Source organism: Rhizobium sp. BK619, from assembly GCF_014195245.1.
Classification (GTDB): Bacteria; Pseudomonadota; Alphaproteobacteria; order Rhizobiales; family Rhizobiaceae; genus Rhizobium; species Rhizobium acidisoli.
On the sequence record NZ_JACIBH010000001.1, the window covers coordinates 61,337 to 82,713 of the forward strand.

The window sequence follows — 21,377 nt, forward strand, 5'->3', positions numbered from 1 at the left end:
CGATTTTCTGGTTCAGACGATTGCCGGCGGCACCGTCTCGCGGATCAGGCTGCGCACGGCCTCGATATCGCCGTTGAGCGGCCGCTCGTCGCCATAATGGGAGATACGCCCCCGCACCGCCCGATAGACGAGATCCGTACCTGGCGCCCGCGGCGCGGTCGCCGCCAGGAAATCATGCGCCTGGGCCCCCGCCATCAGCTCGATCGCCAGGATATATTCGGCATTGTCGATGACGGCGAGCAGCTTGCCGGCGGCGGCTGTCGGATGTGCGAGGAAATCCTCCTGCAGGCCGGAGGTGAGGCCCCCGTCCATGGCCGCGGGTACGGCGAGCCGGCGGTTTTCGTTGCTGAGGGCTGCCGCGGTATATTGGGCGATCATGAAGCCGGAATGGCTGCCGGCGTCACTCGCCAGAAAGGGCGGCATGCCGCTCACCAGCGGGTTGACCAGCCGGTCCATGCGCCTTTCGCTGATCGCGCCGATCTGCGCCAGAGCAATGGCGAGGCTATCGGCCGCCTGCCCGAGCGCCGGCGCCACGGCATGGGCCTCTGAGGAAACGATGGGGTGCTCCGGCGTCCCGGAGACGGCCGGATTGTCGGTGACCGAGGCAAGTTCCTGATCGGCGATGCGGGCGGAATTGTCGAAGACATCGCGGGCGGCGCCGTGGGCATGCGGCACCGAGCGAAGACTCAGCGCATCCTGGGTGCGCCGGCCGAAGGCGGCGGCGACAAGGCCGCTGTCCCGAAGCCTAGCGCGCAAAGTGGCGCCGACCTTTTCGATCCCGGCAGAAGGGCGCAGCGCCAGCACGGCTTCGTCGAAGGCGGCGATCTGGCAGCCTGCCGCCTCAAGCGTCAGCGCCGCGATCACATCGGCCCAGTCGAGCAGTTTTTCGGCGCGCAACAGCGCGATAGCCGTCAGGCCGGTGGCGCAGGCGGTGCCGTTGACGAGGCTCAGGCCCTCCTTGGCGCCGAGCACCAGCGGTTCGAGGCCGATCGCGGCCAGCGCCTCGCGGCCGCTCAAGCGCCGACCGGCAAGTGTCGCGCTGCCTTCGCCGATCAGAACCAGCGCGGTATGGGCATTGTGGGTGAGATAACCGGCCGAGCCCTTGGACGGCACATCGGGAATACAGTCATGCTCCAGCATCGCGGTGAGATGCTCGACGATCTCACGCCGTACACCGGAATGGCCATGGGCGAAATTGGCGATCTGGGCGGCGATGATGGCGCGTACCTCGCCGGCGCCCAGCAGCGGCCCGACGCCGCAGGCATGGCTGAGCACGATGCTGCGCGACAACAGGCTCTGCGAGGCCCGGTCGACGACCGTATCGGCAAGCGCCCCGACGCCGGTGTTGACGCCATAGGCGCGCACGCCGGTTTCGACGATGCGCGCGACGATGCCGCTTGCCTGCTCGACCCGCGCCCAGGCGGCCGGCGACAGCGACAGCGCCTCCCCTGCCCCGACACGTGCGACATCGCGCCAGGTCAGCACGGTCTCGATGGTGATCGTCATTGACCGCTTCCGAAATGGCCGATGAACTGGCGGAAGGCGGGCGTGGCGCCGCCGGTGAACATGTCGTCGGGCTTGCCACTGCTTTCGACCAGCCCTTCGCGCATGAAGACGACGCGATTGGAGACGTTGCGGGCAAAGCTCATCTCATGGGTGACGACGAGCATGGTCATGCCTTCTTCGGCAAGCGCGCGCATGACGCGCAGCACCTCGCCGACGAGTTCCGGATCGAGTGCCGAGGTCGGCTCGTCGAACAGCATGACCTTCGGCTTCATCGCCAAAGCACGGGCGATTGCGGCGCGCTGCTGCTGGCCACCAGAGAGATGGGCGGGATAGGCATGGCGTTTATCGGCGATCCCGACCTTTTCGAGCAGCGCTTCGGCCTCGGCGATGCAGTCGGCGCGCGGCCGCTTCAGCACATGGATCGGGCCCTCGATGACGTTCTGCAGGATCGTCATATGGGACCAGAGATTGAAGGACTGGAACACCATGCCGAGTTCGGAGCGGATATGGTCCACCTGCTTCTGGCTCGCCGGTTTGCTGCGCCCGTTCTTGTGCACCATCTCGATGTGCTCGCCATCGACCCAGATCTCGCCGTCGCTTGCGGTTTCGAGCATGTTGATGCAGCGCAGAAAGGTGGATTTGCCGGAACCGGAGGCGCCGAGCAGCGAAATTACATCGCCGTCTTCCGCATCGAGGGAAATGCCGCGCAGGACCTCGTGCGTGCCGAAGCTCTTGCGGATATTGCGGACCGAAAGTCGGGTAACGCCTGGCATGATTGCTCCAATCGGTTCAAGAACTACCTAGGCCTTCAGCGGCTGCGGGGCCGCGCGGCGGTGTCGGGACAGCGAATATTCGAGCAGGGCCATGCCCTGCAGGATGATGAAGTTCAAAAGGAGATAGATGATCGCCGCGCAGAGGAAGACTTCCATCGTGCGGTAGGTCTGCGAGATCAGCCGCTGGGCGACACCGGTGACCTCCCAGACAGTGACGAGGCTTGCGAGCGCCGTCGACTTCATCATCAGCACGATCTCGGTGGAATAGGCCGGCAGCGCATGGCGAAAGGCGATCGGCGCCAGGATGCGGCGCACCAGCAGGAAGCCGGACATGCCGATCGAGCGCGCCGCTTCGATCTCCTTCGGCGAAACGGCCCGAATGCCACCGCGAAAGATCTCCGCCGTGTAGCCGGCGGTGCAGAGCGCCAGCGACAGCACAGCGCAGACCATCGGCTCGCGCAGGAACGGCCAGAGGAAGGAATAGCGGATGACGCCGAACTGGCCGAGGCCGTAAAACACCAGGAACATCTGGATCAGCAGCGGCGAGCCGCGGAAGACGAAGATGTAGCCCTTCGCAAAGCCGGACAGCACGCGGTTGCCGCTGACCCGCATCGAGACGATGACGAGCGCCAGCAGACCGCCGAAGAAGATCGACAGCGAAAACAGGATCAGCGTCGTCGGCACGGCCTTGAGCAGAGTGACCATGGTTGACGCAAGAAAGGTAAAATCCATCGTCGCCTCCTTACGCCTGGCCCATGGCGGATGCCGGCATGCTGCGGTTGGCGCGGCGTTCGGCACCGTTGAAGATGCGGTCGGAAAGGCTGGTCAGGATCAGATAGAGGCAGCCGCCGGCGATGAAGAACAGGAAATATTGCCGGGTCGAACCCGCCGCCACCTGGCTGGTGCGCATCAGTTCGGCAAGGCCGGTGACCGAGATCAGCGCCGAATCCTTGAGGCTGAGCTGCCAGACATTGCCGAGGCCGGGAATGGCCAGCCGCAGCACCTGCGGCATGATGATGCGGCGAAAGCGCAAGGCGCGATGCATGCCGATCGCCGAGGCCGCTTCAAGCTCACCCTTGGAGATGGCGAGGAAGGCGCCGCGGAACACCTCCGCCTGATAGGAGCCGGAGATGATGCCGACGGCAAGCGCGCCGGCGGCAAAGGAGGGCAGGCCGAGGAAGCCCTCGTAACCCATCGCCTTGCCGATCGAGGTGATGGCCGAGGAGCCGCCGAAATAGATGAGATAGATGATCAGCAGTTCCGGCACGCCGCGAAACACGGTCGTATAGACATTGCCGAGCGCGACGAGAAAGGGATTGCCGGAGAGCTTCGCCCCCGCGACGATCGCGCCGAGCACCGCGCCGATCGCCAGCGCCGTCGCGGTGACGGCGAGCGTCATCAAGGTGGCGAGAATGAGCAGCGCGCCCCATCCCGTCGAGCCGAAGCCAAGCAGTTCCAAGCTTGCCATATCGTCCGTTCCCCGTCCGTGGCAGTATTTTCTGGATCGAGAATAACACGCGGTCCCCGGCGACAAAGCCGGGGACCGGCGCCTGCGGCCAAAAGGCCGAAGCGCTTACTGCTGCGGGCTGACGTCGACCTGGAACCACTTCATCGAGAGGTTCTTGACGGTGCCGTCGGCGAGTGCGGATTTGATTGCCTCGCTGAACTTGTCGCGCAGATCGGTATCGGCCTTGCGAACGCCGAGGCCTTCACCCTCGCCCCAGATCGAGCCGACGATCTCCGGGCCAGTGAAGTCCAGCGCGCCGTTGGCGCTCTTGAAAGCATTGGCGAAATAGACGGCGTCGTCGAAGCCGAGATCGATGCGGCCGTTCTGCAGGTCGAGGTCGCGGTCGGCGCCGGTCTTGTACTCGCGGATCTCGGCAATATCGCCGAAATTGTCATAAACGAACTTGGCGTAGACGGTGGCCGCCTGGATGCCGATCGTCTTGCCCTTGAAGGCCTCCTTCAGCGCATCGATCTCCTTCACGCCGGTCTGGCCGGGCGTCATCTTGATCGTGGCACCGGTGCCGGCGGCTTTCGCCAGCGGGCTGTCCTTGGCGGTGGCGAAGGCAGCGGGCGTGGCGGCATAGGGAACTGTGAAATCGATCACCTGCCTGCGCTCTTCGGTGATCGACAGCGCGTCCATGATGACGTCGAACTTGCCGGCGTTCAGCGCCGGGATCATGCCGTCCCAATCAGAAGCAACGAGCGTGCATTCGATCTTGGCACGTTCGCAGAGCACATTTGCAAGCTCCGGCTCGAAGCCGCCGAGCGTGCCGTCGGCATTGGTGAGGTTCCAGGGCGCATAGGCGCCCTCAAGTGTGATGGTCGCCTTCGTCCAGTCCTTGGCGAAAGCGGGTGCTGCGAAGGCGGAAAGAGCGGCGACGCCGCAAAACAGGATTGTGCTGAATTTCATTGATGAATTCTCCTCTGGAGTTGAAACAGACCTTGCGGCACCACGCCGATCTCCGCCGGCTTGCCCTTTCCGTCCTATTTCTGTGTCCAGGACCGATTGGGAGGTTGTATATGGTACCATATGAGATATTTTGTGATATGCAAGAGGAAAGTCGATTTAGGTGGCGAATTCCATTCGTGCAAAAGGAATAGGCAATGAAGCGTTCCGGCGAGATGAAGCGCGAACTGGCGGAAAATGATAGCACGCCGCTTTATGCCGGCGTCAAGCAGGTGATCCTCGACCGTATCCACAGCGGCGAATGGCCGCCGAAATACCGCGTGCCGTCGGAAAACGAGCTGGTCGTCGAGCTCGGCGTCAGCAAGATGACCGCCAACCGAGCGCTGCGCGAGCTGGCCAACGAAGGCGAGCTCGTCCGCATCCAGGGCGTCGGCTCCTTCGTCGCCGAGCGCAAGGGCTATTCGGCGCTGTTCGAAGTGCGCAACATCGCCGAGGAAATCGCCGAACGCGGTCATGTCCATGAGGCTTCCGTCATCGTGCTCGCCCAGGAAACCGCCTCTCCGGAGATCGCCGACGCGCTCGAACTTGCGATCGGTGCAGCGGTCTTCCACTCGCTGATCGTCCACAGCGAAAACGGCGTCCCGGTGCAAATCGAGGACCGTTTCGTCCATCCGGAGGCCGCTCCCGAATATCTCGACCAGGATTTTTCGACCTTGACGCCGAACGCCTACCTGACGGCGGCGGCCCCACTCAGCGGCTCCGAACACGTGGTCGAGGCCGCAATGCCGCAGGCCTGGGAATGCAAACTCCTGACCATCCTCAAGACCGAACCCTGCCTGACGATCCGCCGGCGCACATGGTCGGCAAAACAGGTGGTCTCGACTGCCCGCCTCGTCTATCCCGGCTATCGCTACCGGCTTGAAGCGCGCAGCGGCAAGATGTTCGAGGAATGAAAACAGCGCTCGTGTTGTATATGGAACTTGGGTTACTGTGAGGCCGGCGTGAAACGCGCCACCAGGGCGTGGCGATCGCCGGGATAGGTGAAGCGCACATGCGTCACCGGGCCGGCGCCGCTCCAGGTGCGGCGTTCGACGACGAGACAAGCGGTGTTGCGGGCGATATCGAGGGCGGCTGCCACCTCCGCGTTGGCGGAGACGGCGTGGATCCGGTGTTCGGCCGTACTCCACGGCACCTGGTTGAGTAGCCAGGGACCCGGCGCCACCGTCTGAAAATCGGCATCGGCGGCCTCAGGCACTGTCGCAAGGCTGATCAGCCGCTCCTCCAGGCAGAAGGGCCGTGTGCCGGCATTGTGGATGCAGACGACCTCGATGACCGAGGACGCCACAGGCAGCTCCAGCCGGCGGCTGTCTTCGGCCTTGGCCTTACGGCTCGCCGTCTTCGAAACCGCGTAGGAATAAGGCAGGTTCAGCGACTGCACCTCGGCCTTGATATCGTGGATTTCGAGAACGGCCGATTGCGCCTGCGGCTGGGTGACGAAGCTGCCGGATTTCTTGCGGCGCTCAATGAGACCGGCCTTGGCGAGCTGGGTCAGTACCTTGTTCACCGTCATGCGCGAGACGTCATATTGGGTGGCGAGATCGACTTCGAAGGGAATACGATGCCCCGGCGGCCATTCGCCCGAGACGATACGGCCCTCGATCTCGCCGAGGATGCGCTGGTGCAAGGTGGGATCCCTGCTTTGGTTCATCGCCACGTTCCCATTGATCTCCCGCTCTAGAGCGAATGCCCGCTCATGAAAAGCGCTTTTTCAGCCAGCCAGCAATTCGCCCATCGCGGCGAGGAAACGCCGGTCGATGGCCTCGCGCCCGACATGACGCCCGCCCGCCACCTGCTTGCGGCCACGCGCCCAGACGCAATCGACCGAAACGCCGCCGGCAAACAGCCAATGATCGAGGATCTGGTCGCCGGAGAGATAGGGAACGGCTGAAGCATCGAGCGAAACGAGATCGGCGTGATGGCCTTCTACGAGACCGGCCGGCGCCTTCAGCGCGGCACCCCCGCCGGCAAGCGCATGGTTGAACAGGCAAAGCGCCGTCGAACCGCCGGGGGCTGCGACGACATTGCGGGCACGCAGCGCCAGGCGCTGCGAATATTCGAGCTGGCGCAGCTCCTCCGTTACGGAGATCAGCACGTTGGAATCCGAACCGATGCCATATCGTCCGCCCTCTTGAAGGAAAAGCGGCGCGGCAAAGGCGCCGTCGCCGAGATTGGCTTCGGTGATCGGGCAGAGGCCGGCAATCGCGCCGCTCTTTGCCATCCGCCGCGTCTCGTCCTCGGTCATATGCGTCGCATGGATCAGGCACCAGCTCTCATCCACAGGCATATGATCGAGCAGCCATTCCACCGGCCGCGCGCCCGACCAGGCGACGCAGTCCTCGACCTCCTTCACCTGTTCGGCGACATGAATATGGATCGGGCCGTCGCCCGCCAGCGGCACCAGCTTCGCCAATTCCTCGGGCGTTGCGGCGCGCAGGCTGTGTGGTGCAAGCCCGAGTTCGGCGCCGTCGAGCCGGCCGGTCACCCCCCTGCATCCCTCCATCAGCCTTTCGAAGCTGTCGAGCGAATTGATGAAGCGCCGCTGGCCGTCGATCGGCTGAGCGCCGCCGAAGCCGGAATGGGCATAAAAGACCGGCAGCAGGGTCAGGCCGATGCCGGTCTGCTGACTTGCAGCACCAATACGTTCGGCAAGCTCGACGATGTTGGCATAAGCGCCGCCATCCCTGTCGTGATGGAGATAGTGGAATTCGCCGACGCGGGAAAAGCCTGCCTCCAGCATTTCCGCATAAAGCTTGGCCGCGACCGCCTCGACATGTTCAGGCGTCATCGCCAAAGCGAATTTGTACATGACCGTGCGCCAGCTCCAGAAGCTGTCGTTTGCCGGGCCGCGCACCTCGGCAAGACCGGCCATCGCCCGCTGGAAGGCATGGCTGTGCAGGTTGCCGATGGCCGGAACGATCAGAACATGGCGTTCATCACTGGGCGCGGCGGAAACGCCCGCTTCGATCCGGGCGATGCGCCCGGCTTCGAGCGTCAGCCGCACGTCCTTCTGCCAGCCTTGCGGCGTCAGAGCTGCGCTTGCGTGAAGTATGGTCATGGCCTTCTTCTCCTCCTGCGGCGCTGCCGATCTTTCTTTTCCAGAAGAGCGCGCAAAATTTCTCTTGTCACCTGTTGATTATGTATATACATGTTTTGGCATAAGGAAAGGCGCAAAGCTGATGACCGGGAACAATTTTTCAGAGGAAACCGCATCCGCCGACGTCAGGCCGGCGCTATGGCGCAATGCGCGCCTGGCGACGCTTGCGCCTGACAAAGCGGGGCTCGGCATCGTCGAAAAGGGCGCCGTTTTGATCGAAAACGGCCGCATCGCCTTTTCAGGTGCCGAAAGCGAGCTGCCGGCATCGGCCATCGAACATTCCGAGATCGTCGACCTCGAAGGCCGCTGGGTAACGCCCGGCCTCGTCGACTGCCACACCCATATCGTTCACGGCGGCAATCGCGCCCGCGAATTCGAGATGCGCCTCGAAGGCGCGACCTATGAAGAGATCGCGCGGGCCGGCGGCGGCATCGTCTCCTCGGTTCAGGCGACCAACGCGCTGTCGGTCGAGGAACTCGTCGCCACGGCGCTGCCGCGCCTCGATACGCTGCTTGCCGAAGGCGTGACCACGCTCGAGATCAAATCCGGCTATGGCCTCAACCGGAGCGGCGAAGTGAAGATGCTGCAGAGCGCCCGCCTGCTCGGCCATGTCAGGCCGGTCCGCGTCGCCACCAGCTATCTCGGCGCCCATGCGACGCCGGTCGAATATAAGGGCCGCAACGGCGACTATCTCGACGATGTCGTGCTGCCCGGTCTCGACGACATGTATAATCTTGGCCTTGCCGACGCGGTCGACGGCTTCTGCGAAGGCATCGCATTTTCGACTGCCGAGATCGCCCGCGTCTTCGACAAGGCCAAGGCACTCGGCCTGCCGGTCAAGCTGCATGCCGAGCAGCTCTCCAATCTCGGTGGCGCCAAGCTGGCGGCCGCCTATGGCGCGCTGTCCGCCGATCATCTGGAATATCTCGACGAAGAAGGCGTTGCCGCAATGGCCGCGGCCGGCACCGTCGCCGTGCTCCTGCCCGGCGCCTTCTACGCCATCCATGAAAAACAGAAGCCGCCGGTGGAAGCGCTACGCCGGGCCGGCGTGCCGATCGCCATCGCCACCGATTGCAATCCCGGCACCTCGCCGCTCACCTCGATGCTGCTGACCATGAACATGTCGGCGACGCTTTTCGGCCTCACCGTCGAGGAATGCATCGCCGGCGCCACCCGCGAAGGCGCCCGCGCGCTCGGCCTTATCAGCGAGACCGGCACGCTCGAAGCCGGCAAATCCGCCGATCTCGCCGTCTGGAATATCGAGAGCCTCGCCGAGCTCGTCTACCGCATCGGCTTCAACCCGCTTCATGCACGCGTCTTCAAAGGCGAAAGGAACGGTCAATGACCATTACGCTCCACCCGGGCTCCGTCTCGCTCAAGGATCTCGAGACCATCTATTGGACCGGCGCGCCGGCCAGGCTCGATCCCGCCTTCGATGGCGGCATCGCCAAGGCCGCCGCCCGCATCGCCGAGATCGCCGCCGGCAATGCGCCGGTTTACGGTATCAATACCGGCTTCGGCAAACTCGCCTCGATCAAGATCGACAGCGCCGACGTCGCCACGCTGCAACGCAATCTCATCCTGTCGCATTGCTGCGGTATCGGCGCGCCGCTGCCGGAGAATATCGTTCGGCTGATCATGGCGCTGAAGCTGGTTTCGCTCGGCCGCGGCGCCTCCGGCGTGCGGCTGGAGCTGGTGCGGCTGATCGAAGGCATGCTGGATAAGGGCGTCATTCCGCTGATCCCGGAAAAGGGCTCGGTCGGCGCCTCCGGCGATCTTGCCCCGCTTGCACATATGGCGGCGGTAATGATGGGCGAGGCCGAAGCCTTCTTCGCCGGCGAACGTCTGACTGGTGCCGAAGCCCTGGAAAGGGCCGGACTGAAACCGGTCGTGCTTGCTGCCAAGGAAGGCCTGGCGCTGATCAACGGCACCCAGACCTCCACGGCCCTGGCGCTTGCCAGTCTCTTCCGCGCTCATCGCGCCGCGCAGGCGGCTCTCATCACCGGCGCCATGTCCACCGATGCCGCCATGGGCTCGTCGGCGCCTTTCCATCCGGATATTCATACGCTGCGCGGCCACAAGGGCCAGATTGACACGGCATCCGCCCTTCGCGCCTTGCTCGAACAATCGGTCATCCGCCAGAGCCATATCGAGGGCGATGAGCGCGTGCAGGATCCCTATTGCATCCGCTGCCAGCCGCAGGTCGACGGCGCCTGCCTCGATCTCTTGCGCTCGGTCGCCCGCACGCTCGAAATCGAGGCCAATGCGGTCACCGACAATCCGCTGGTGCTGTCGGACAATTCCGTCGTCTCGGGCGGCAATTTCCACGCCGAACCCGTCGCCTTCGCCGCCGACCAGATCGCCCTTGCCGTCTGCGAAATCGGCGCGATCTCGCAGCGCCGCATCGCGCTGCTGGTCGACCCGGTGCTTTCCTACGGCCTGCCGGCCTTCCTCGCCAAGAAGCCGGGCCTGAATTCCGGCCTGATGATCGCCGAGGTCACCTCGGCGGCGCTGATGTCGGAGAATAAGCAGATGTCGCACCCGGCCTCGGTCGATTCGACGCCCACCTCGGCCAACCAGGAAGACCATGTCTCGATGGCCTGCCACGGCGCCCGCCGCCTGCTCGGCATGACCGAGAACCTGTTCGGCATCATCGGCATCGAAGCGCTGACCGCCGCCCAAGGCGTCGAACTGCGCGCGCCGCTGTCGACCAGCCCGGAACTTTTGAAGGCGATCGCCACAATCCGCAGCAAGGTGCCGAGCCTCGACAGCGACCGTTATATGGCCAATGACCTCGCCGCCTCCGCCGAACTGGTGGCGACGGGCGCGCTGAACGCCGCCGTTTCGAATGGCATCCTGCCGGTTTTGGAAGGTTGAGATGATGATGGAAAAAGTCACCAACCCAACTCTTCCCCACAAGGGGGAGCGGCTTAACCTCAGGCCCCGCCTGCATTCAGTCTTGAACGCAGAGCATGCGGCTGGCTCTGGCCCCTCCCCCTTGTGGGGAGGGGTTGGGGAGGGGTTTCTGCCATGACCGCACCCTACGAAATTCATCGGGGCACCTCACCCGTCATCCTCGCCTTCCCCCATACCGGCACCGATGTGCCGCCCGGGATCGCCGACGGGCTGAACGACAATGGCAGGATCCTCGTCGATACCGACTGGCACATCCACCGGCTCTATGACGGGCTGCTCGATGATGTCACGACCGTGCGCGCCACCTTCCACCGCTATGTTATAGACGCCAATCGCGATCCAGAGGGCGTCAGCCTCTATCCCGGCCAGAACACTACCGGCCTCGTCCCGGAAACGGATTTCGACGGCAAGCCGATCTGGAAGGATGGGCAGGCGCCTGACGAAGCCGATATTGCCGCCCGGCTGCGGGATTTTCACGCGCCCTATCACGCCGCACTTGCCGCCGAGATCGAGCGTGTCAGAGCAAACCACGGCGTCGCAATCCTCTATGATTGCCACTCGATCCGCTCCCATATTCCCTTCCTCTTCGAAGGCAAATTGCCGGATTTCAACATCGGCACCGATATGGGCAAGACCTGCGACGGCGCCATCGAGCAGGCGACGCTGACCGTCGTCGAAGCGGCGCAAGGCTACGACAGTGTGCTTAATGGCCGCTTCAAAGGCGGCTGGACGACCCGCCATTATGGACGGCCCGAGACCGGCGTCCATGCGATCCAGATGGAGCTCGCGCAATCGACGCATCTCCAGACCGAAACTCCGCCTTTCGCCTATGACAGCGCTAAAGCGGACCGGCTTCGCATCCATCTCAAAGACATTCTGGTGCGCATCGAACAGATCGCACCGGGCCTGAAACGCTGAAGATTGAAACCTGAGAACAGGGGAACCGCCATGAACAATCCACGTCATAATATCCGTGAAATCCGCGCGCCCCGCGGCAACGAGCTCAATGCCAAGAGCTGGATGACCGAAGCGCCGCTGCGCATGCTGATGAACAATCTCGATCCCGACGTCGCCGAAAATCCGAACGAGCTCGTCGTCTACGGCGGCATCGGCCGCGCCGCCCGCACCTGGGAGGATTTCGACCGCATCGTCGCGACGCTGAAGACGCTGACAGAAGAAGAAACGCTGCTGGTGCAGTCCGGCAAGCCGGTCGGCGTCTTCCGCACCCACAAGGATGCGCCGCGGGTGCTGATCGCCAATTCCAACCTCGTACCGCATTGGGCGACCTGGGATCATTTCAACGAGCTGGATAAGAAGGGCCTTGCCATGTACGGCCAGATGACGGCCGGCTCGTGGATCTATATCGGCACGCAGGGCATCGTGCAGGGCACCTACGAAACCTTCGTCGAGGCCGGCCGCCAGCATTACGGCGGCAATCTCAAGGGCAAATGGATCCTGACCGGCGGCCTCGGCGGCATGGGCGGCGCCCAGCCGCTCGCCGCGGTCATGGCCGGCGCCTGCTGCCTCGCCGTCGAATGCAATCCAGACTCGATCGATTTCCGCCTGCGCACCCGCTATCTCGACGCCAAGGCCGAGACACTCGACGAAGCGCTCGAAATGATCGACCGCTGGACCAAAGCCGGCGAAGCCAAATCCGTCGGCCTGCTCGGCAATGCCGCCGAAATCCTGCCGGAAATGGTCCGTCGCGGCATCCGCCCCGACATGGTCACCGACCAGACCTCGGCGCACGACCCGATCAACGGCTACCTGCCGAAGGGCTGGACGATGGCCGAGTGGAAGGCCAAGCGCGAAAGCGATCCGAAGGCCGTGGAAAAGGCCGCACGCGCCTCGATGCGCGAACATGTCGAAGCGATGATCGCCTTCTGGAACGCCAGTATTCCGACACTCGACTACGGCAACAATATCCGCCAGGTTGCCAAGGAAGAAGGTTTGGAAAACGCCTTCGCTTTCCCGGGCTTCGTGCCGGCCTATATAAGACCGCTGTTCTGCCGCGGCATCGGCCCATTCCGCTGGGCCGCCCTGTCCGGCGATCCGGAGGATATCTACAAGACCGATGCCAAGGTGCGGGAACTGACCCCCGGCAATACCCATCTGCACAACTGGCTCGACATGGCCAGGGAGCGCATCGCCTTCCAGGGCCTGCCAGCACGCATTTGCTGGGTCGGCCTCGGCGACCGCCACCGCCTGGCTCTGGCGTTTAATGAAATGGTCAGGAACGGCGAGCTTTCTGCGCCGATCGTCATTGGCCGCGACCACCTCGATTCCGGCTCTGTCGCCTCGCCGAACCGCGAAACCGAGGCGATGAAGGACGGCTCGGATGCCGTCTCCGACTGGCCGCTGCTGAACGCCCTGCTCAACACGGCGTCGGGCGCCACCTGGGTATCGCTGCATCATGGCGGCGGCGTCGGCATGGGCTTCTCCCAGCACTCCGGCGTCGTCATCTGCGCCGATGGCAGCGACGATGCGGCCAAGCGTCTCGAGCGGGTGCTCTGGAACGACCCGGCGACCGGCGTCATGCGCCACGCCGATGCCGGCTACGAGATCGCACTCGACTGCGCCCGGGAAAAGGGCCTGCGCCTGCCCGGCATTCTCGGGAACTAAGACCGGTGAGGATCCTGCGCGCCGGCGATCACAAGCGCATGCCGTGGAAAAATGGCGGCGGCGAAACGGTGGAGATCGCCGTTTCGCCCGAAGATGCCGGCCTTGCGGGCTTCGACTGGCGCGTCAGCATGGCGACCGTCGCGACGGATGGGCCCTTTTCGATCTTTCCCGGGATCGACCGCACGCTGGCGATCCTGAACGGCAACGGCATGACGCTCGACATCGAAGGCTGGGCGCCGGCGCTGACGACGGCGAGCGATCCCCTCGCCTTCCCAGCGGATATCCCGGTCGCCGCCAGGCTCGAGGACGGTGCGATTACCGATCTCAACGTCATGACCCGCCGCGCGGTCCTTGTTCACACGCTGATGCGGCTCGAAATCGATGGCGGCAGGACCCTGCCGCTGACGTCGTCGACATGCCTGTTGCTCTGCCACCGCGGCGCCCTGTCGTTCGCACAGGGAGGCGAAACCGGCGCGCTTGCATCAGGCGATGCGCTGCTGATCACGGATGCGGGCGAAATCGAACTCAAAATCGATGGCGAGGCAACCTGTTATCTTGCATCGATCGACGCCGGCTGATTTCGGCCCAACCTCTTGCAAAGATTGGATAATCGAAAAACGGTCCGGGCATTGGCGCGGACCGTTGCGATTTCCGGCCATGGACGTCATTCCCGCTTTCGGTCTAAACTTTGCCTTTCTGATGCAGAACAAGACCTAGACTGCCCGACGTGCGGGGTAGCAATGGAGCGGGCGTGACGGATCCCTACGATATTCTCGGCGTTGAACGCGATGCGGATGAGGCGCAGCTGAAGGCCGCCTATCGCAGGCATGCAAAAGTCGCCCACCCGGATTCGGGCGGCGATTCGCAAGCCTTCGACAATCTGCAGAAGGCTTATGTGCTGCTTCTCGATCCGGTCCGCCGCAAAGTCTACGACGATACCGGCTACGACGTCGAATTCGCCGATGCGGCCGAGCTGCAGGCGCTTGTCATGATCGAGAAGCTCGTCACCGACGCGGTGCTCGACGAGCGGGCGCCCGGAAGTTTCGATCCCGTCGCCGTCATGCAGGAAAGCCTTTCCGAGGAACTGCGCAAAGCGCGGTTCAGCAAGAGCGAGTTGGAACGCCACGCCTCGCGGATCGGCCTGCATCTGGAGCGGCTCGAAAAGCAGTCTGGCCGCGATGTGCTCGCTCACATGTTCCGCGCCCGCATCGAGGCGATTGGAAAGGCGGTCGTGGAAACCGAGGCGAAGATCAAGGCAGCCGAACGCGCCGCCGACATGCTCGCCGGCTATATCTACGACATCGACCCGACGCCGCTGCCGGAGGCCTCGGTCACCAGCATCGAATGGACCGAGCCCTCCAGAAACCGCTCCACCGGCTGACGCGCGACGCGGCTGGTCTTAGCCTTAATAGGACAGCTTCGGATACCAATCCGGCGCCCGGCCTTCTGGCGTTGAATCGAGCACGGTCCAGAGCGGCATCAAATCTGGAGCGCCGCGCGGATCCTCGCCGGGATCGGCCGTCACTTGGCCCATCTCTCCGCCCCAGAAATGACGGATGGTGCCGTCGCGCCGGGTGAAGACGTTGAAAGCGGCGTCATCGCTGCCGTCTTTGCCGATAGCATGATAGTCGCGGCTGTATTCATCGGTCGTGTCGGAATAAAGCGGCAGGTGATGCCAGCCGCGCTCCTTCTTGAAGGCGAGCAGCCGTGCGAGCGGCGAGCGGGCGACGACGGCAAGCGCCACGCGCTGCTGCATATCGGGCACCTCGCCGTCCCAGGCCGACAGCAGCGAGGTGCACATCGGGCATGGGCGCTCCCGTTGCGGCCCGAACATGTAGCTGTAGACGACCAGCGTTTCCTTGTCGGCGAAGAGCTCGCTGAAGCTGATCGGCCCGTCGACACCTTCGAAGCGGTAATCTTTCTTCACCTCGCCGCCCGGCGGCAGCGCCCGGCGCTGGACGGCCACGCGTTCGATATGGCGGCGCAATTCGATCTCTTCGGCGAGCAGCGCGTCGCGGGCGCTGCGATACGCCTCGCTCTCATTGGGGAAGCGGACGCCGTTCTTTGCCGCAAGCACAGGGGCGGGGACGAGACGCTGATGATCCATGACATTTCCTCCTTCTGTTGCCGCACGATTGCAGCACATCGTTAGGATGACGATCGGCGGATGCGAAAATCGACAGCGCCGGCGAAAAAACGGCGGCAAGAAAAAATCCCACTTCGGAACCCCGAAGGACCGCCGCTTCGGAATTCCGAAATCCGCCGGCTTTTTCGGCAGTGTCATCGCGGAAAAACAGGCAATGACTTCAATGCCCCAACCAATTTCGGGATTCCGAAGTGCTATATAGAGTATGGTGGGAGTTCGTCACGATCGCCCGGATCGAAGCAAACGCCTCGGCGAATGCAATGTCTGAAAATCAAAAAGGGCGCTCGACCCTTGCGGGGAGCGCCCTTATCCTGTCGGACGGCAAAGAGTTCGACGACGTCGATACCCCATGCATCCATTTTTCAGGCAGGGCTGGTATATGCGCCCTCTCCGCCACGGTTTCAAGGGCCGATCGGCATCATAATTTTACAATCCCTAAAAAGCGACGCCGGTGATGGGATTGACGACCGGTCGTTCGCTTTTGTCGCCCGCCCCAGCCGGCTGCACCGTCGGTGGCGCCAGCGATTCTGCATCGGCAGGCTCCGGCTTGTCGGGAACAGCGCCGACATCTTTGGGGCGCCGCTGCTCGGGCTTTACGTTTTCGTCATTCGTCGACATTGTCTGTCTCCTTTCAGGCAAGAAGTCACGGCCGTCGAGATGGTTCCGATGACTATGGAGGATTGCCGATGCTCGACAGATTTCTGCTCCAGGGGCCGCAGGATGCGCGCTTCACCATCCTGCTGGCCCATGGCGCCGGCGCGCCGATGGATTCGGCGTCGATGACAGCAGCGGCGGAAGCGCTTGCCGGCAGCGGCTTCAGGGTCGCGCGCTTCGAATTCGCCTATATGGCTGCCCGCCGCACCGGGGACCGCAAGCCGCCGCCGCGGGCCGAAACGCTCAATCCCGAATATGAAGCAGCGATTGCCGAACTCGGCGTCGGCGGCCCGCTGATCATCGGCGGCAAGTCGATGGGCGGCCGGGTCGCCAGCATGATCGCCGACGATCTCTATGGCAGGGGCAAGATCGCCGGCCTGCTCTGCCTCGGCTATCCCTTCCATCCGCCCGGCCAGCCGACGAAACTGCGCACCGCTCACCTCAAGGGGCTGACGACGCCCGCTCTCATCTGCCAGGGAACGCGCGATGAATTCGGCACGCGGGACGAGGTGCCGGGCTACGATCTCTCAGGCAGAATCGAAATCCTCTGGCTCGAGGATGGCGACCACGACCTCAAGCCGCGCAAGAAAATCTCCGGCTTCTCCGCTGCCGATCATCTCGCTGCGATGGCCAAGACGGCAAAGGCTTGGGCGGAGCGTCTCTAGGCCGCAAGCCTCCTGACATCGATGCGCCGGTCGGCGGCGAAAACGGTGATTTCGAAGTGCTCGGCCTGCAGCACATCGCGAATGTTGCGCGGCCGATGCGCGGCGATGTTGACCCCGCCTCTCAGCCGGACGCTGTCATAGAGGATGCCGGCGCCGCCGCTCGAACGCACCTCTTCACCAAGCAGCTGCGACGCCGCATAGCTCACGCCGTCATAGACATCGGGCCGCAATATCTGCTGCCCGCGAATATCGAGATAGTCGCCGATCAGAGTGGCCGCATAGCTTCTATAGGTGCGCGCCATCGTCGCCACGCTGCGGGCGACCGCCTCGCGCCTGAGGTGATGGCCGACCTCGGCGGCGGCTGTCTTCAGAGCATCGGCGGCATACCAGGCGCCGAGATCGGGACCGTTGAAACGCATTCCGCCGGGCGCCACGTGCAGGAACGCCGCCATCACGATGCTGGCATTCGGACTTCCGTAAACCCACTCATCCTCGGGAAGCCGCCGTATGCGGTCGGCGACGAGGCGATCGTTGGTCCAGCCGACGAGCTCCATCACCGCTTCGAGATCGGAGGCCCGCGTCACCGTATCGAAAAGCCCGATCGGCGGAAATTGCGACGGGATCAGCCGGTAGGAGGGACGCGGCGCCTCGGCAAAACCCGCACTCATCGGAAGATGATGTCCGCATCTTCGTAAGGCGTGAAGGCCTGGTCGAGACTGTTCGGCTGCATATAGACACCGCCTCTTGCGGCATCGAGGAACCGGCGCACGGTCATCAACCCGTCCTGGGTTCCGTTGGTCACGATATCGAGCGGCGGATGCCCGCCGAAAACCGGCGCCTGATGCGGCATGCGCAGCCAGGCGACGCCGGCGCGTTCCTCGGCAAACAGCACGCCGAGCGCCTGATGGATGCCGAGCACGGCGGAGATCCGGGTCAGCGTATCGACATCGAGCGTGAAGGCCCCATGCTCGCGCGCCTGCTTGGCCCAATTGTGATAGGTCGAGCGGGAGGGATAACCGAGCACAAGCAGGCGCTGCTCTTCACTCAACCCCCAGAGATCGGCGATCGCCAGGAAGGTTCGCAAAGCCGGTGCGCTCAGCCTTTTGCGGTTCGCCGGCGCAAATCGGCCGGTTTCCAGCCGCTGTGGCTCCGGGGTTTCGCGTTGCTCCCTACGTCGTGCATGCTGCATAACAGCCTCCTGTCCTGAATTAGATATAGTCCAAATCTGGGCATGCATCAACCGGATTTCAAGAGCTTGTTTTTCCGACTGCCGGTTCGGGCGTCACCATAATCCAGGCAGTAGTCGGTAGCGGATCTTGCGGCGGTATTCGGCATAACCCGGCAGGTGTCTTACCAGATGCTTCTCCTCGTCCAGCAGCCGCGCGACGAGTCCGCCTAAGGCAGGAGGGATGGCAAGCAAGCCCCAATACGAGCCGAGCGACAGCGGTATGCCAACGAAGAGAACAAGCGCCGCCGCATACATCGGATGACGCACGATGCTGTAGAGCCCGCTCGAAATGACCCGCTGACCCCTGCGGATCTCGACCGTCGCCGAGGCGAAGTTGTTCTGCCGCAGGACCAGGAAGCAGCCGTAAAAGCCGGCTGCGACCAGGATGTTGCCGAAAATCACAACCGAAGCCGGAACGGCCGCCCCGCCGAACCGATAATCAAGCGCCGAGCCGATGAAGAGCGCAATCAGCACAATGCCGTTGAAAAGCTGAATACGCTTCTGTGCCGGCTCCCGCTCCGCAGCCGGCCCGACACGCAGCCGCTGTTCCAGCAAGGCGCGGTCATATTTCAGGAAATAGGCTGTCGTCGCAACGATCCAGGCGGAAAAATTGAGAAAAAATAGCCAGCCCTGCCAATAGGACAGCGAACCTGCAGCGACGAAGATCATCACCGCGAGCACAGCGACGAATTTGACCGTCGCTTCCGTCGCCCGCCTGCCGAGATTCCTTTTTTTTTGATCCTCCATCGGCCCACCTCCATTATGTCAGGAAACCTCTCCTGCCGCCTCGCGGATCGTCTGCATCAGGATCGATTGCGGCACCGACGGCACGGCATCGGCGCGCATCGTCAGGCCGACCGGACCCCTGGTCTCGCCGGTGTCGACCGGTAGCAGCGCCAGCCGCCCGTCGGCAACATCGTCGGCCACCACGCCGTTGGAAATGATCCAGATCGCATCGCTTGAGCGCAGGAAAGCGCGGCCAAAGGCATCCGAGACCGTCTCGATCTGGTTCGGCAGGCTGGAGACGCCGTTGGCGATGAGGAAATTTTCAACCACCGGCCGTATGATCGAACCCCGCGTCGGCATCAGCACCGTGTAATCGCCGAAACCCGAGAAGGGCGATTGCCTGCCGTCGAGCAGCGGATGGCCGGCGCGCACAGCAAACACCACCTGCTCGGAATAGAGGTGTTCGAAAGAAAAGCCCGCCATCTTCTCCGCCCCGGCCAGGCGTCCGACGACGATGTCGAGATCGCCGACGCGAAGCTGCTCCAGCAGCACGGCATTCTCGCCGGTGACGATCTTCACCCGGCTCCAGGTCCGCTCTTTGAGGAAAAGCTCCATCGCCCGCGGCATGATGCGCGACGACACCGTCGGCAGGGCGCCGATCCGGATTGGCGGTGCATCGGCGAACTGCTCCTGCGAGACGGAATCGAGACCCTGGCGCAACGCCGTCAGCGCCGCCCCGGCATGCCGCAGGAAGACCTCGCCGTAGCGGGTGATCTTGATGCCGCGGCCATCGCGCTCGAAGACGTCGACACCCAGCACCTGCTCCAGCTCGCGGATCGTCTTCGTCACCGCCGGCTGGCTGACATGCAGCAATTCGGCTGCCTTCATGACGCTCTTCTGCCGCGCCACCTCGACGAAGGTCTGCAGATGACGAAACTTGACGCGACTGTCGATCATCGCTCACATAACTCCAGGGTTATCGAAAGGCTGACAAATATCATTTTACTTAACCGGATCAACCGGTCAGTTTTGTAATTAGGAGTGTGTGCGCCATGACGGAGTGTGGGTGGACGGACAGAGCCAATCGCGACGTTGACGACTGTGTCTACAGGAGACCGAAGGACGGGGCGACTCGACCCCGGCATGCGAGGCTAAGGGGCGCCAACCTACTCTCCGTCATCATCGGGTTTGACCCGAGGATCTATGCCCCGGCTTCTGAGGGTGCCGCATGGATGCTCGGGTCAAGCCCGAGGATGACGGAGAATGGGGGACGGATAGAGCCATTCGCGGCGTTGCCGCGCTTCGCCTGCTGAACCAAACAATGCCGGCCACTCGGCCGAGCTAACTTGACGAGGACGTGACGTGCAATTCGCCCGCATAAACGACGTGACGATCCATTATCAGGTCATCGGCGCGCCCGCTGACCGGCCGGTGATCGTTTTTGTCAATTCACTCGGCACGGACTTCCGCATCTGGCGCGATGTCGTGGTGCGGCTTGCCGGCGATTACGCCATCGTGCTTTACGACAAGCGCGGCCACGGGCTTTCCGACGTTGGCCAGCTCCCCTCGTCGATCGAGGATCACGCCACCGATCTCGCCGGCCTGCTCGATCTGCTTACGGTGAAGGGCGCCATCATCTTGGGCCTCTCCGTCGGCGGCCTCATCGCCCAGTCGCTCTATCAACGCCGGCCGGATCTCGTCGGCGCCCTGATCCTCAGCGACACCGCCCATAAGATCGGCACGGCTGAAAGCTGGAATGCCCGCATCGCCGCAGTCGAGAGGAACGGCATCGGCAGCATCGTCGACGCCATCATGGAGCGCTGGTTCACCCCTGCCTTCCGCAGGCCGGAAAGTACCGCCTATTCAGGCTATTGCAACATGCTGACACGCCAGCCGGTCGAAGGCTATATCGCCGCCTGCGAAGCGATCCGCGATGCCGATTTCACCGAAGCGGCGAAGAGGATCGCTGTTCCCACAATCTGCATCGTCGGCGACCAGGACGGCTCGACGCCGCCCGATCTCGTGCTTTCCACAGCAAAGCTGATCCCCGGCGCCCGCTACGAGGTCATCCCCGATTGCGCCCACATTCCCTGCGTCGAGCAGCCGGAAGCGCTGACGGCGATCATCCGCGCCTTCCTGACAACTCTTCCGGCCGGAGAAACCAACCGATGAACGAGACCGCCTCCTCCGAGCGCTACCTGCAGGGCATGGCGACCCGCCGCGCCGTGCTCGGCGACGCCCATGTCGACCGCGCCGCCGCTGCAGCGACCGAGTTCGACCGACCCTTCCAAGAGCTGATCACCGAAGCCGCCTGGGGCCATGTCTGGTCGCGGCCGGCGCTGAGCAAGCGCGAGCGCTCGATCGTCACCATCGCCCTGCTCGCCGCTCTCGGCCAGGACGACGAGGTCGCCATGCATGTGCGCGCCACCGCCAACACGGGTGCGACCCGCGAGGATGTCTGCGAGGCGCTTTTACATGTGGCGATCTATGCCGGCGTTCCCGCCGCCAATCACGCGATCAAGATCGCCAAGCAGACCTTTGCACAAATGGACGCCGAAAAGGCGGCCTGAGGGG

At 63.6% G+C, this 21,377-nt stretch carries 23 protein-coding genes; 10 read left to right on the forward strand and 13 right to left on the reverse strand.

Going from position 1 to position 21,377, the window contains the following annotated elements; translation table 11 throughout:
• Positions 1-12: 12 nt before the first annotated feature.
• From hutH (FHX14_RS00295) to FHX14_RS00315, 5 genes are all read right to left on the reverse strand, one after another.
• Positions 13-1,506: a histidine ammonia-lyase gene (hutH, locus tag FHX14_RS00295; RefSeq protein ID WP_184375312.1), complete on the reverse strand. Its 1,494-nt coding sequence runs from the start codon at positions 1,504-1,506 to the stop codon at positions 13-15.
• Entirely contained in the window at positions 1,503-2,279 is a 777-nt protein-coding gene (locus FHX14_RS00300) for an ATP-binding cassette domain-containing protein (RefSeq protein ID WP_003595156.1), read from the reverse strand. Before FHX14_RS00300 ends, hutH (FHX14_RS00295) begins: the two co-directional genes overlap by 4 nt.
• 27 nt (positions 2,280-2,306) lie before the next feature.
• Positions 2,307-3,011: an ABC transporter permease subunit gene (locus FHX14_RS00305; protein ID WP_184375314.1), complete on the reverse strand. Its 705-nt coding sequence runs from the start codon at positions 3,009-3,011 to the stop codon at positions 2,307-2,309.
• Positions 3,012-3,021: 10 nt separating this feature from the next.
• Positions 3,022-3,747 (reverse strand): ABC transporter permease subunit, encoded by a 726-nt coding sequence (locus FHX14_RS00310; protein ID WP_054184094.1) that lies wholly within the window; start codon positions 3,745-3,747, stop codon positions 3,022-3,024.
• A gap of 105 nt (positions 3,748-3,852) precedes the next feature.
• Positions 3,853-4,695, reverse strand: a complete 843-nt coding sequence (locus FHX14_RS00315) for a transporter substrate-binding domain-containing protein (RefSeq protein WP_184375316.1) — start codon at positions 4,693-4,695, stop codon at positions 3,853-3,855.
• 194 nt (positions 4,696-4,889) lie between these two features.
• Here FHX14_RS00315 and hutC (FHX14_RS00320) point away from each other — a divergent pair, with 194 nt between their 5' ends.
• Positions 4,890-5,645, forward strand: coding sequence for a histidine utilization repressor (gene hutC, locus FHX14_RS00320; protein WP_054184092.1), 756 nt, complete (start codon positions 4,890-4,892; stop codon positions 5,643-5,645).
• Between the two features lie 32 nt (positions 5,646-5,677).
• Here hutC (FHX14_RS00320) and hutC (FHX14_RS00325) read toward each other — a convergent pair whose 3' ends face one another.
• Together hutC (FHX14_RS00325) and FHX14_RS00330 are read right to left on the reverse strand one after the other, a co-directional pair.
• The gene (hutC, locus tag FHX14_RS00325) at positions 5,678-6,400 is read right to left on the reverse strand and encodes a histidine utilization repressor (protein ID WP_003595147.1); all 723 of its coding nucleotides are present in this window, start codon (positions 6,398-6,400) and stop codon (positions 5,678-5,680) included.
• Positions 6,401-6,460: 60 nt separating this feature from the next.
• Positions 6,461-7,807: a formimidoylglutamate deiminase gene (locus FHX14_RS00330; protein WP_184375318.1), complete on the reverse strand. Its 1,347-nt coding sequence runs from the start codon at positions 7,805-7,807 to the stop codon at positions 6,461-6,463.
• A gap of 121 nt (positions 7,808-7,928) precedes the next feature.
• Between FHX14_RS00330 and hutI the strand changes: the two genes are divergently transcribed.
• The 6 genes from hutI to FHX14_RS00360 all read left to right on the forward strand — a co-directional run bounded on the left by hutI (position 7,929) and on the right by FHX14_RS00360 (position 14,765).
• A complete protein-coding gene (hutI, locus tag FHX14_RS00335; RefSeq protein WP_184375320.1) occupies positions 7,929-9,191 on the forward strand; it encodes an imidazolonepropionase in 1,263 nt (420 codons plus the stop codon).
• Positions 9,188-10,723 (forward strand): histidine ammonia-lyase, encoded by a 1,536-nt coding sequence (gene hutH / locus FHX14_RS00340; protein WP_184375322.1) that lies wholly within the window; start codon positions 9,188-9,190, stop codon positions 10,721-10,723. Before hutI ends, hutH (FHX14_RS00340) begins: the two co-directional genes overlap by 4 nt.
• A gap of 153 nt (positions 10,724-10,876) precedes the next feature.
• Positions 10,877-11,680 (forward strand): N-formylglutamate deformylase, encoded by an 804-nt coding sequence (gene hutG / locus FHX14_RS00345; RefSeq protein ID WP_184375324.1) that lies wholly within the window; start codon positions 10,877-10,879, stop codon positions 11,678-11,680.
• Positions 11,681-11,710: 30 nt separating this feature from the next.
• Positions 11,711-13,384 (forward strand): urocanate hydratase, encoded by a 1,674-nt coding sequence (gene hutU / locus FHX14_RS00350; RefSeq protein WP_184375326.1) that lies wholly within the window; start codon positions 11,711-11,713, stop codon positions 13,382-13,384.
• Between the two features lie 5 nt (positions 13,385-13,389).
• Positions 13,390-13,962, forward strand: a complete 573-nt coding sequence (locus FHX14_RS00355; RefSeq protein ID WP_184375328.1) for a HutD family protein — start codon at positions 13,390-13,392, stop codon at positions 13,960-13,962.
• Between the two features lie 173 nt (positions 13,963-14,135).
• The gene (locus FHX14_RS00360) at positions 14,136-14,765 is read left to right on the forward strand and encodes a J domain-containing protein (RefSeq protein ID WP_003595139.1); all 630 of its coding nucleotides are present in this window, start codon (positions 14,136-14,138) and stop codon (positions 14,763-14,765) included.
• 24 nt (positions 14,766-14,789) lie between these two features.
• Here FHX14_RS00360 and FHX14_RS00365 read toward each other — a convergent pair whose 3' ends face one another.
• The gene (locus tag FHX14_RS00365; RefSeq protein ID WP_184375330.1) at positions 14,790-15,491 is read right to left on the reverse strand and encodes a DUF899 family protein; all 702 of its coding nucleotides are present in this window, start codon (positions 15,489-15,491) and stop codon (positions 14,790-14,792) included.
• Positions 15,492-15,965: 474 nt separating this feature from the next.
• On the reverse strand, positions 15,966-16,148 hold the full coding sequence (locus FHX14_RS00370; RefSeq protein ID WP_184375333.1) for a hypothetical protein: 183 nt from the start codon (positions 16,146-16,148) through the stop codon (positions 15,966-15,968).
• 68 nt (positions 16,149-16,216) lie between these two features.
• On the opposite strand from FHX14_RS00370, the gene FHX14_RS00375 reads away from it, so the two are divergent.
• Entirely contained in the window at positions 16,217-16,849 is a 633-nt protein-coding gene (locus FHX14_RS00375) for an alpha/beta family hydrolase (protein WP_184375335.1), read from the forward strand.
• Here FHX14_RS00375 and FHX14_RS00380 read toward each other — a convergent pair.
• From FHX14_RS00380 to pcaQ, 4 genes are all read right to left on the reverse strand, one after another.
• A complete protein-coding gene (locus FHX14_RS00380; protein ID WP_184375336.1) occupies positions 16,846-17,517 on the reverse strand; it encodes an RES family NAD+ phosphorylase in 672 nt (223 codons plus the stop codon). The genes FHX14_RS00375 and FHX14_RS00380 overlap by 4 nt on opposite strands.
• Positions 17,514-18,038: an MbcA/ParS/Xre antitoxin family protein gene (locus tag FHX14_RS00385; RefSeq protein WP_184375337.1), complete on the reverse strand. Its 525-nt coding sequence runs from the start codon at positions 18,036-18,038 to the stop codon at positions 17,514-17,516. Before FHX14_RS00385 ends, FHX14_RS00380 begins: the two co-directional genes overlap by 4 nt.
• 93 nt (positions 18,039-18,131) lie before the next feature.
• A complete protein-coding gene (locus FHX14_RS00390; protein WP_184375338.1) occupies positions 18,132-18,824 on the reverse strand; it encodes an isoprenylcysteine carboxylmethyltransferase family protein in 693 nt (230 codons plus the stop codon).
• Positions 18,825-18,842: 18 nt separating this feature from the next.
• Entirely contained in the window at positions 18,843-19,760 is a 918-nt protein-coding gene (gene pcaQ, locus FHX14_RS00395; RefSeq protein WP_184375339.1) for a pca operon transcription factor PcaQ, read from the reverse strand.
• A 405-nt stretch (positions 19,761-20,165) separates the two neighbouring features.
• On the opposite strand from pcaQ, the gene pcaD reads away from it, so the two are divergent.
• Together pcaD and pcaC are read left to right on the forward strand one after the other, a co-directional pair.
• The gene (pcaD, locus tag FHX14_RS00400; RefSeq protein ID WP_184375340.1) at positions 20,166-20,975 is read left to right on the forward strand and encodes a 3-oxoadipate enol-lactonase; all 810 of its coding nucleotides are present in this window, start codon (positions 20,166-20,168) and stop codon (positions 20,973-20,975) included.
• On the forward strand, positions 20,972-21,373 hold the full coding sequence (pcaC, locus tag FHX14_RS00405) for a 4-carboxymuconolactone decarboxylase (RefSeq protein ID WP_184375341.1): 402 nt from the start codon (positions 20,972-20,974) through the stop codon (positions 21,371-21,373). The genes pcaD and pcaC overlap by 4 nt, the downstream gene beginning before the upstream one ends.
• Positions 21,374-21,377 lie beyond the last annotated feature (4 nt).

Bases quoted from the DNA above. Each gene is read 5' to 3' on its own strand.
- hutG (WP_184375324.1), top strand. From the start codon at position 10,877: ATGACCGCACCCTACGAAATTCATCGGGGCACCTCACCCGTCATCCTC.
- FHX14_RS00390 (WP_184375338.1), bottom strand. From the start codon at position 18,824: ATGGAGGATCAAAAAAAAAGGAATCTCGGCAGGCGGGCGACGGAAGCG.
- FHX14_RS00365 (WP_184375330.1), bottom strand. From the start codon at position 15,491: ATGGATCATCAGCGTCTCGTCCCCGCCCCTGTGCTTGCGGCAAAGAAC.
- hutH (WP_184375322.1), top strand. From the start codon at position 9,188: ATGACCATTACGCTCCACCCGGGCTCCGTCTCGCTCAAGGATCTCGAG.
- hutI (WP_184375320.1), top strand. From the start codon at position 7,929: ATGACCGGGAACAATTTTTCAGAGGAAACCGCATCCGCCGACGTCAGG.
- FHX14_RS00385 (WP_184375337.1), bottom strand. From the start codon at position 18,038: ATGCAGCATGCACGACGTAGGGAGCAACGCGAAACCCCGGAGCCACAG.
- hutC (WP_003595147.1), bottom strand. From the start codon at position 6,400: ATGAACCAAAGCAGGGATCCCACCTTGCACCAGCGCATCCTCGGCGAG.
- FHX14_RS00310 (WP_054184094.1), bottom strand. From the start codon at position 3,747: ATGGCAAGCTTGGAACTGCTTGGCTTCGGCTCGACGGGATGGGGCGCG.
- pcaQ (WP_184375339.1), bottom strand. From the start codon at position 19,760: ATGATCGACAGTCGCGTCAAGTTTCGTCATCTGCAGACCTTCGTCGAG.
- hutH (WP_184375312.1), bottom strand. From the start codon at position 1,506: ATGACGATCACCATCGAGACCGTGCTGACCTGGCGCGATGTCGCACGT.
- FHX14_RS00330 (WP_184375318.1), bottom strand. From the start codon at position 7,807: ATGACCATACTTCACGCAAGCGCAGCTCTGACGCCGCAAGGCTGGCAG.
- pcaC (WP_184375341.1), top strand. From the start codon at position 20,972: ATGAACGAGACCGCCTCCTCCGAGCGCTACCTGCAGGGCATGGCGACC.
- hutC (WP_054184092.1), top strand. From the start codon at position 4,890: ATGAAGCGTTCCGGCGAGATGAAGCGCGAACTGGCGGAAAATGATAGC.
- FHX14_RS00305 (WP_184375314.1), bottom strand. From the start codon at position 3,011: ATGGATTTTACCTTTCTTGCGTCAACCATGGTCACTCTGCTCAAGGCC.
- FHX14_RS00315 (WP_184375316.1), bottom strand. From the start codon at position 4,695: ATGAAATTCAGCACAATCCTGTTTTGCGGCGTCGCCGCTCTTTCCGCC.
- FHX14_RS00370 (WP_184375333.1), bottom strand. From the start codon at position 16,148: ATGTCGACGAATGACGAAAACGTAAAGCCCGAGCAGCGGCGCCCCAAA.
- FHX14_RS00375 (WP_184375335.1), top strand. From the start codon at position 16,217: ATGCTCGACAGATTTCTGCTCCAGGGGCCGCAGGATGCGCGCTTCACC.
- FHX14_RS00380 (WP_184375336.1), bottom strand. From the start codon at position 17,517: ATGAGTGCGGGTTTTGCCGAGGCGCCGCGTCCCTCCTACCGGCTGATC.
- FHX14_RS00300 (WP_003595156.1), bottom strand. From the start codon at position 2,279: ATGCCAGGCGTTACCCGACTTTCGGTCCGCAATATCCGCAAGAGCTTC.
- hutU (WP_184375326.1), top strand. From the start codon at position 11,711: ATGAACAATCCACGTCATAATATCCGTGAAATCCGCGCGCCCCGCGGC.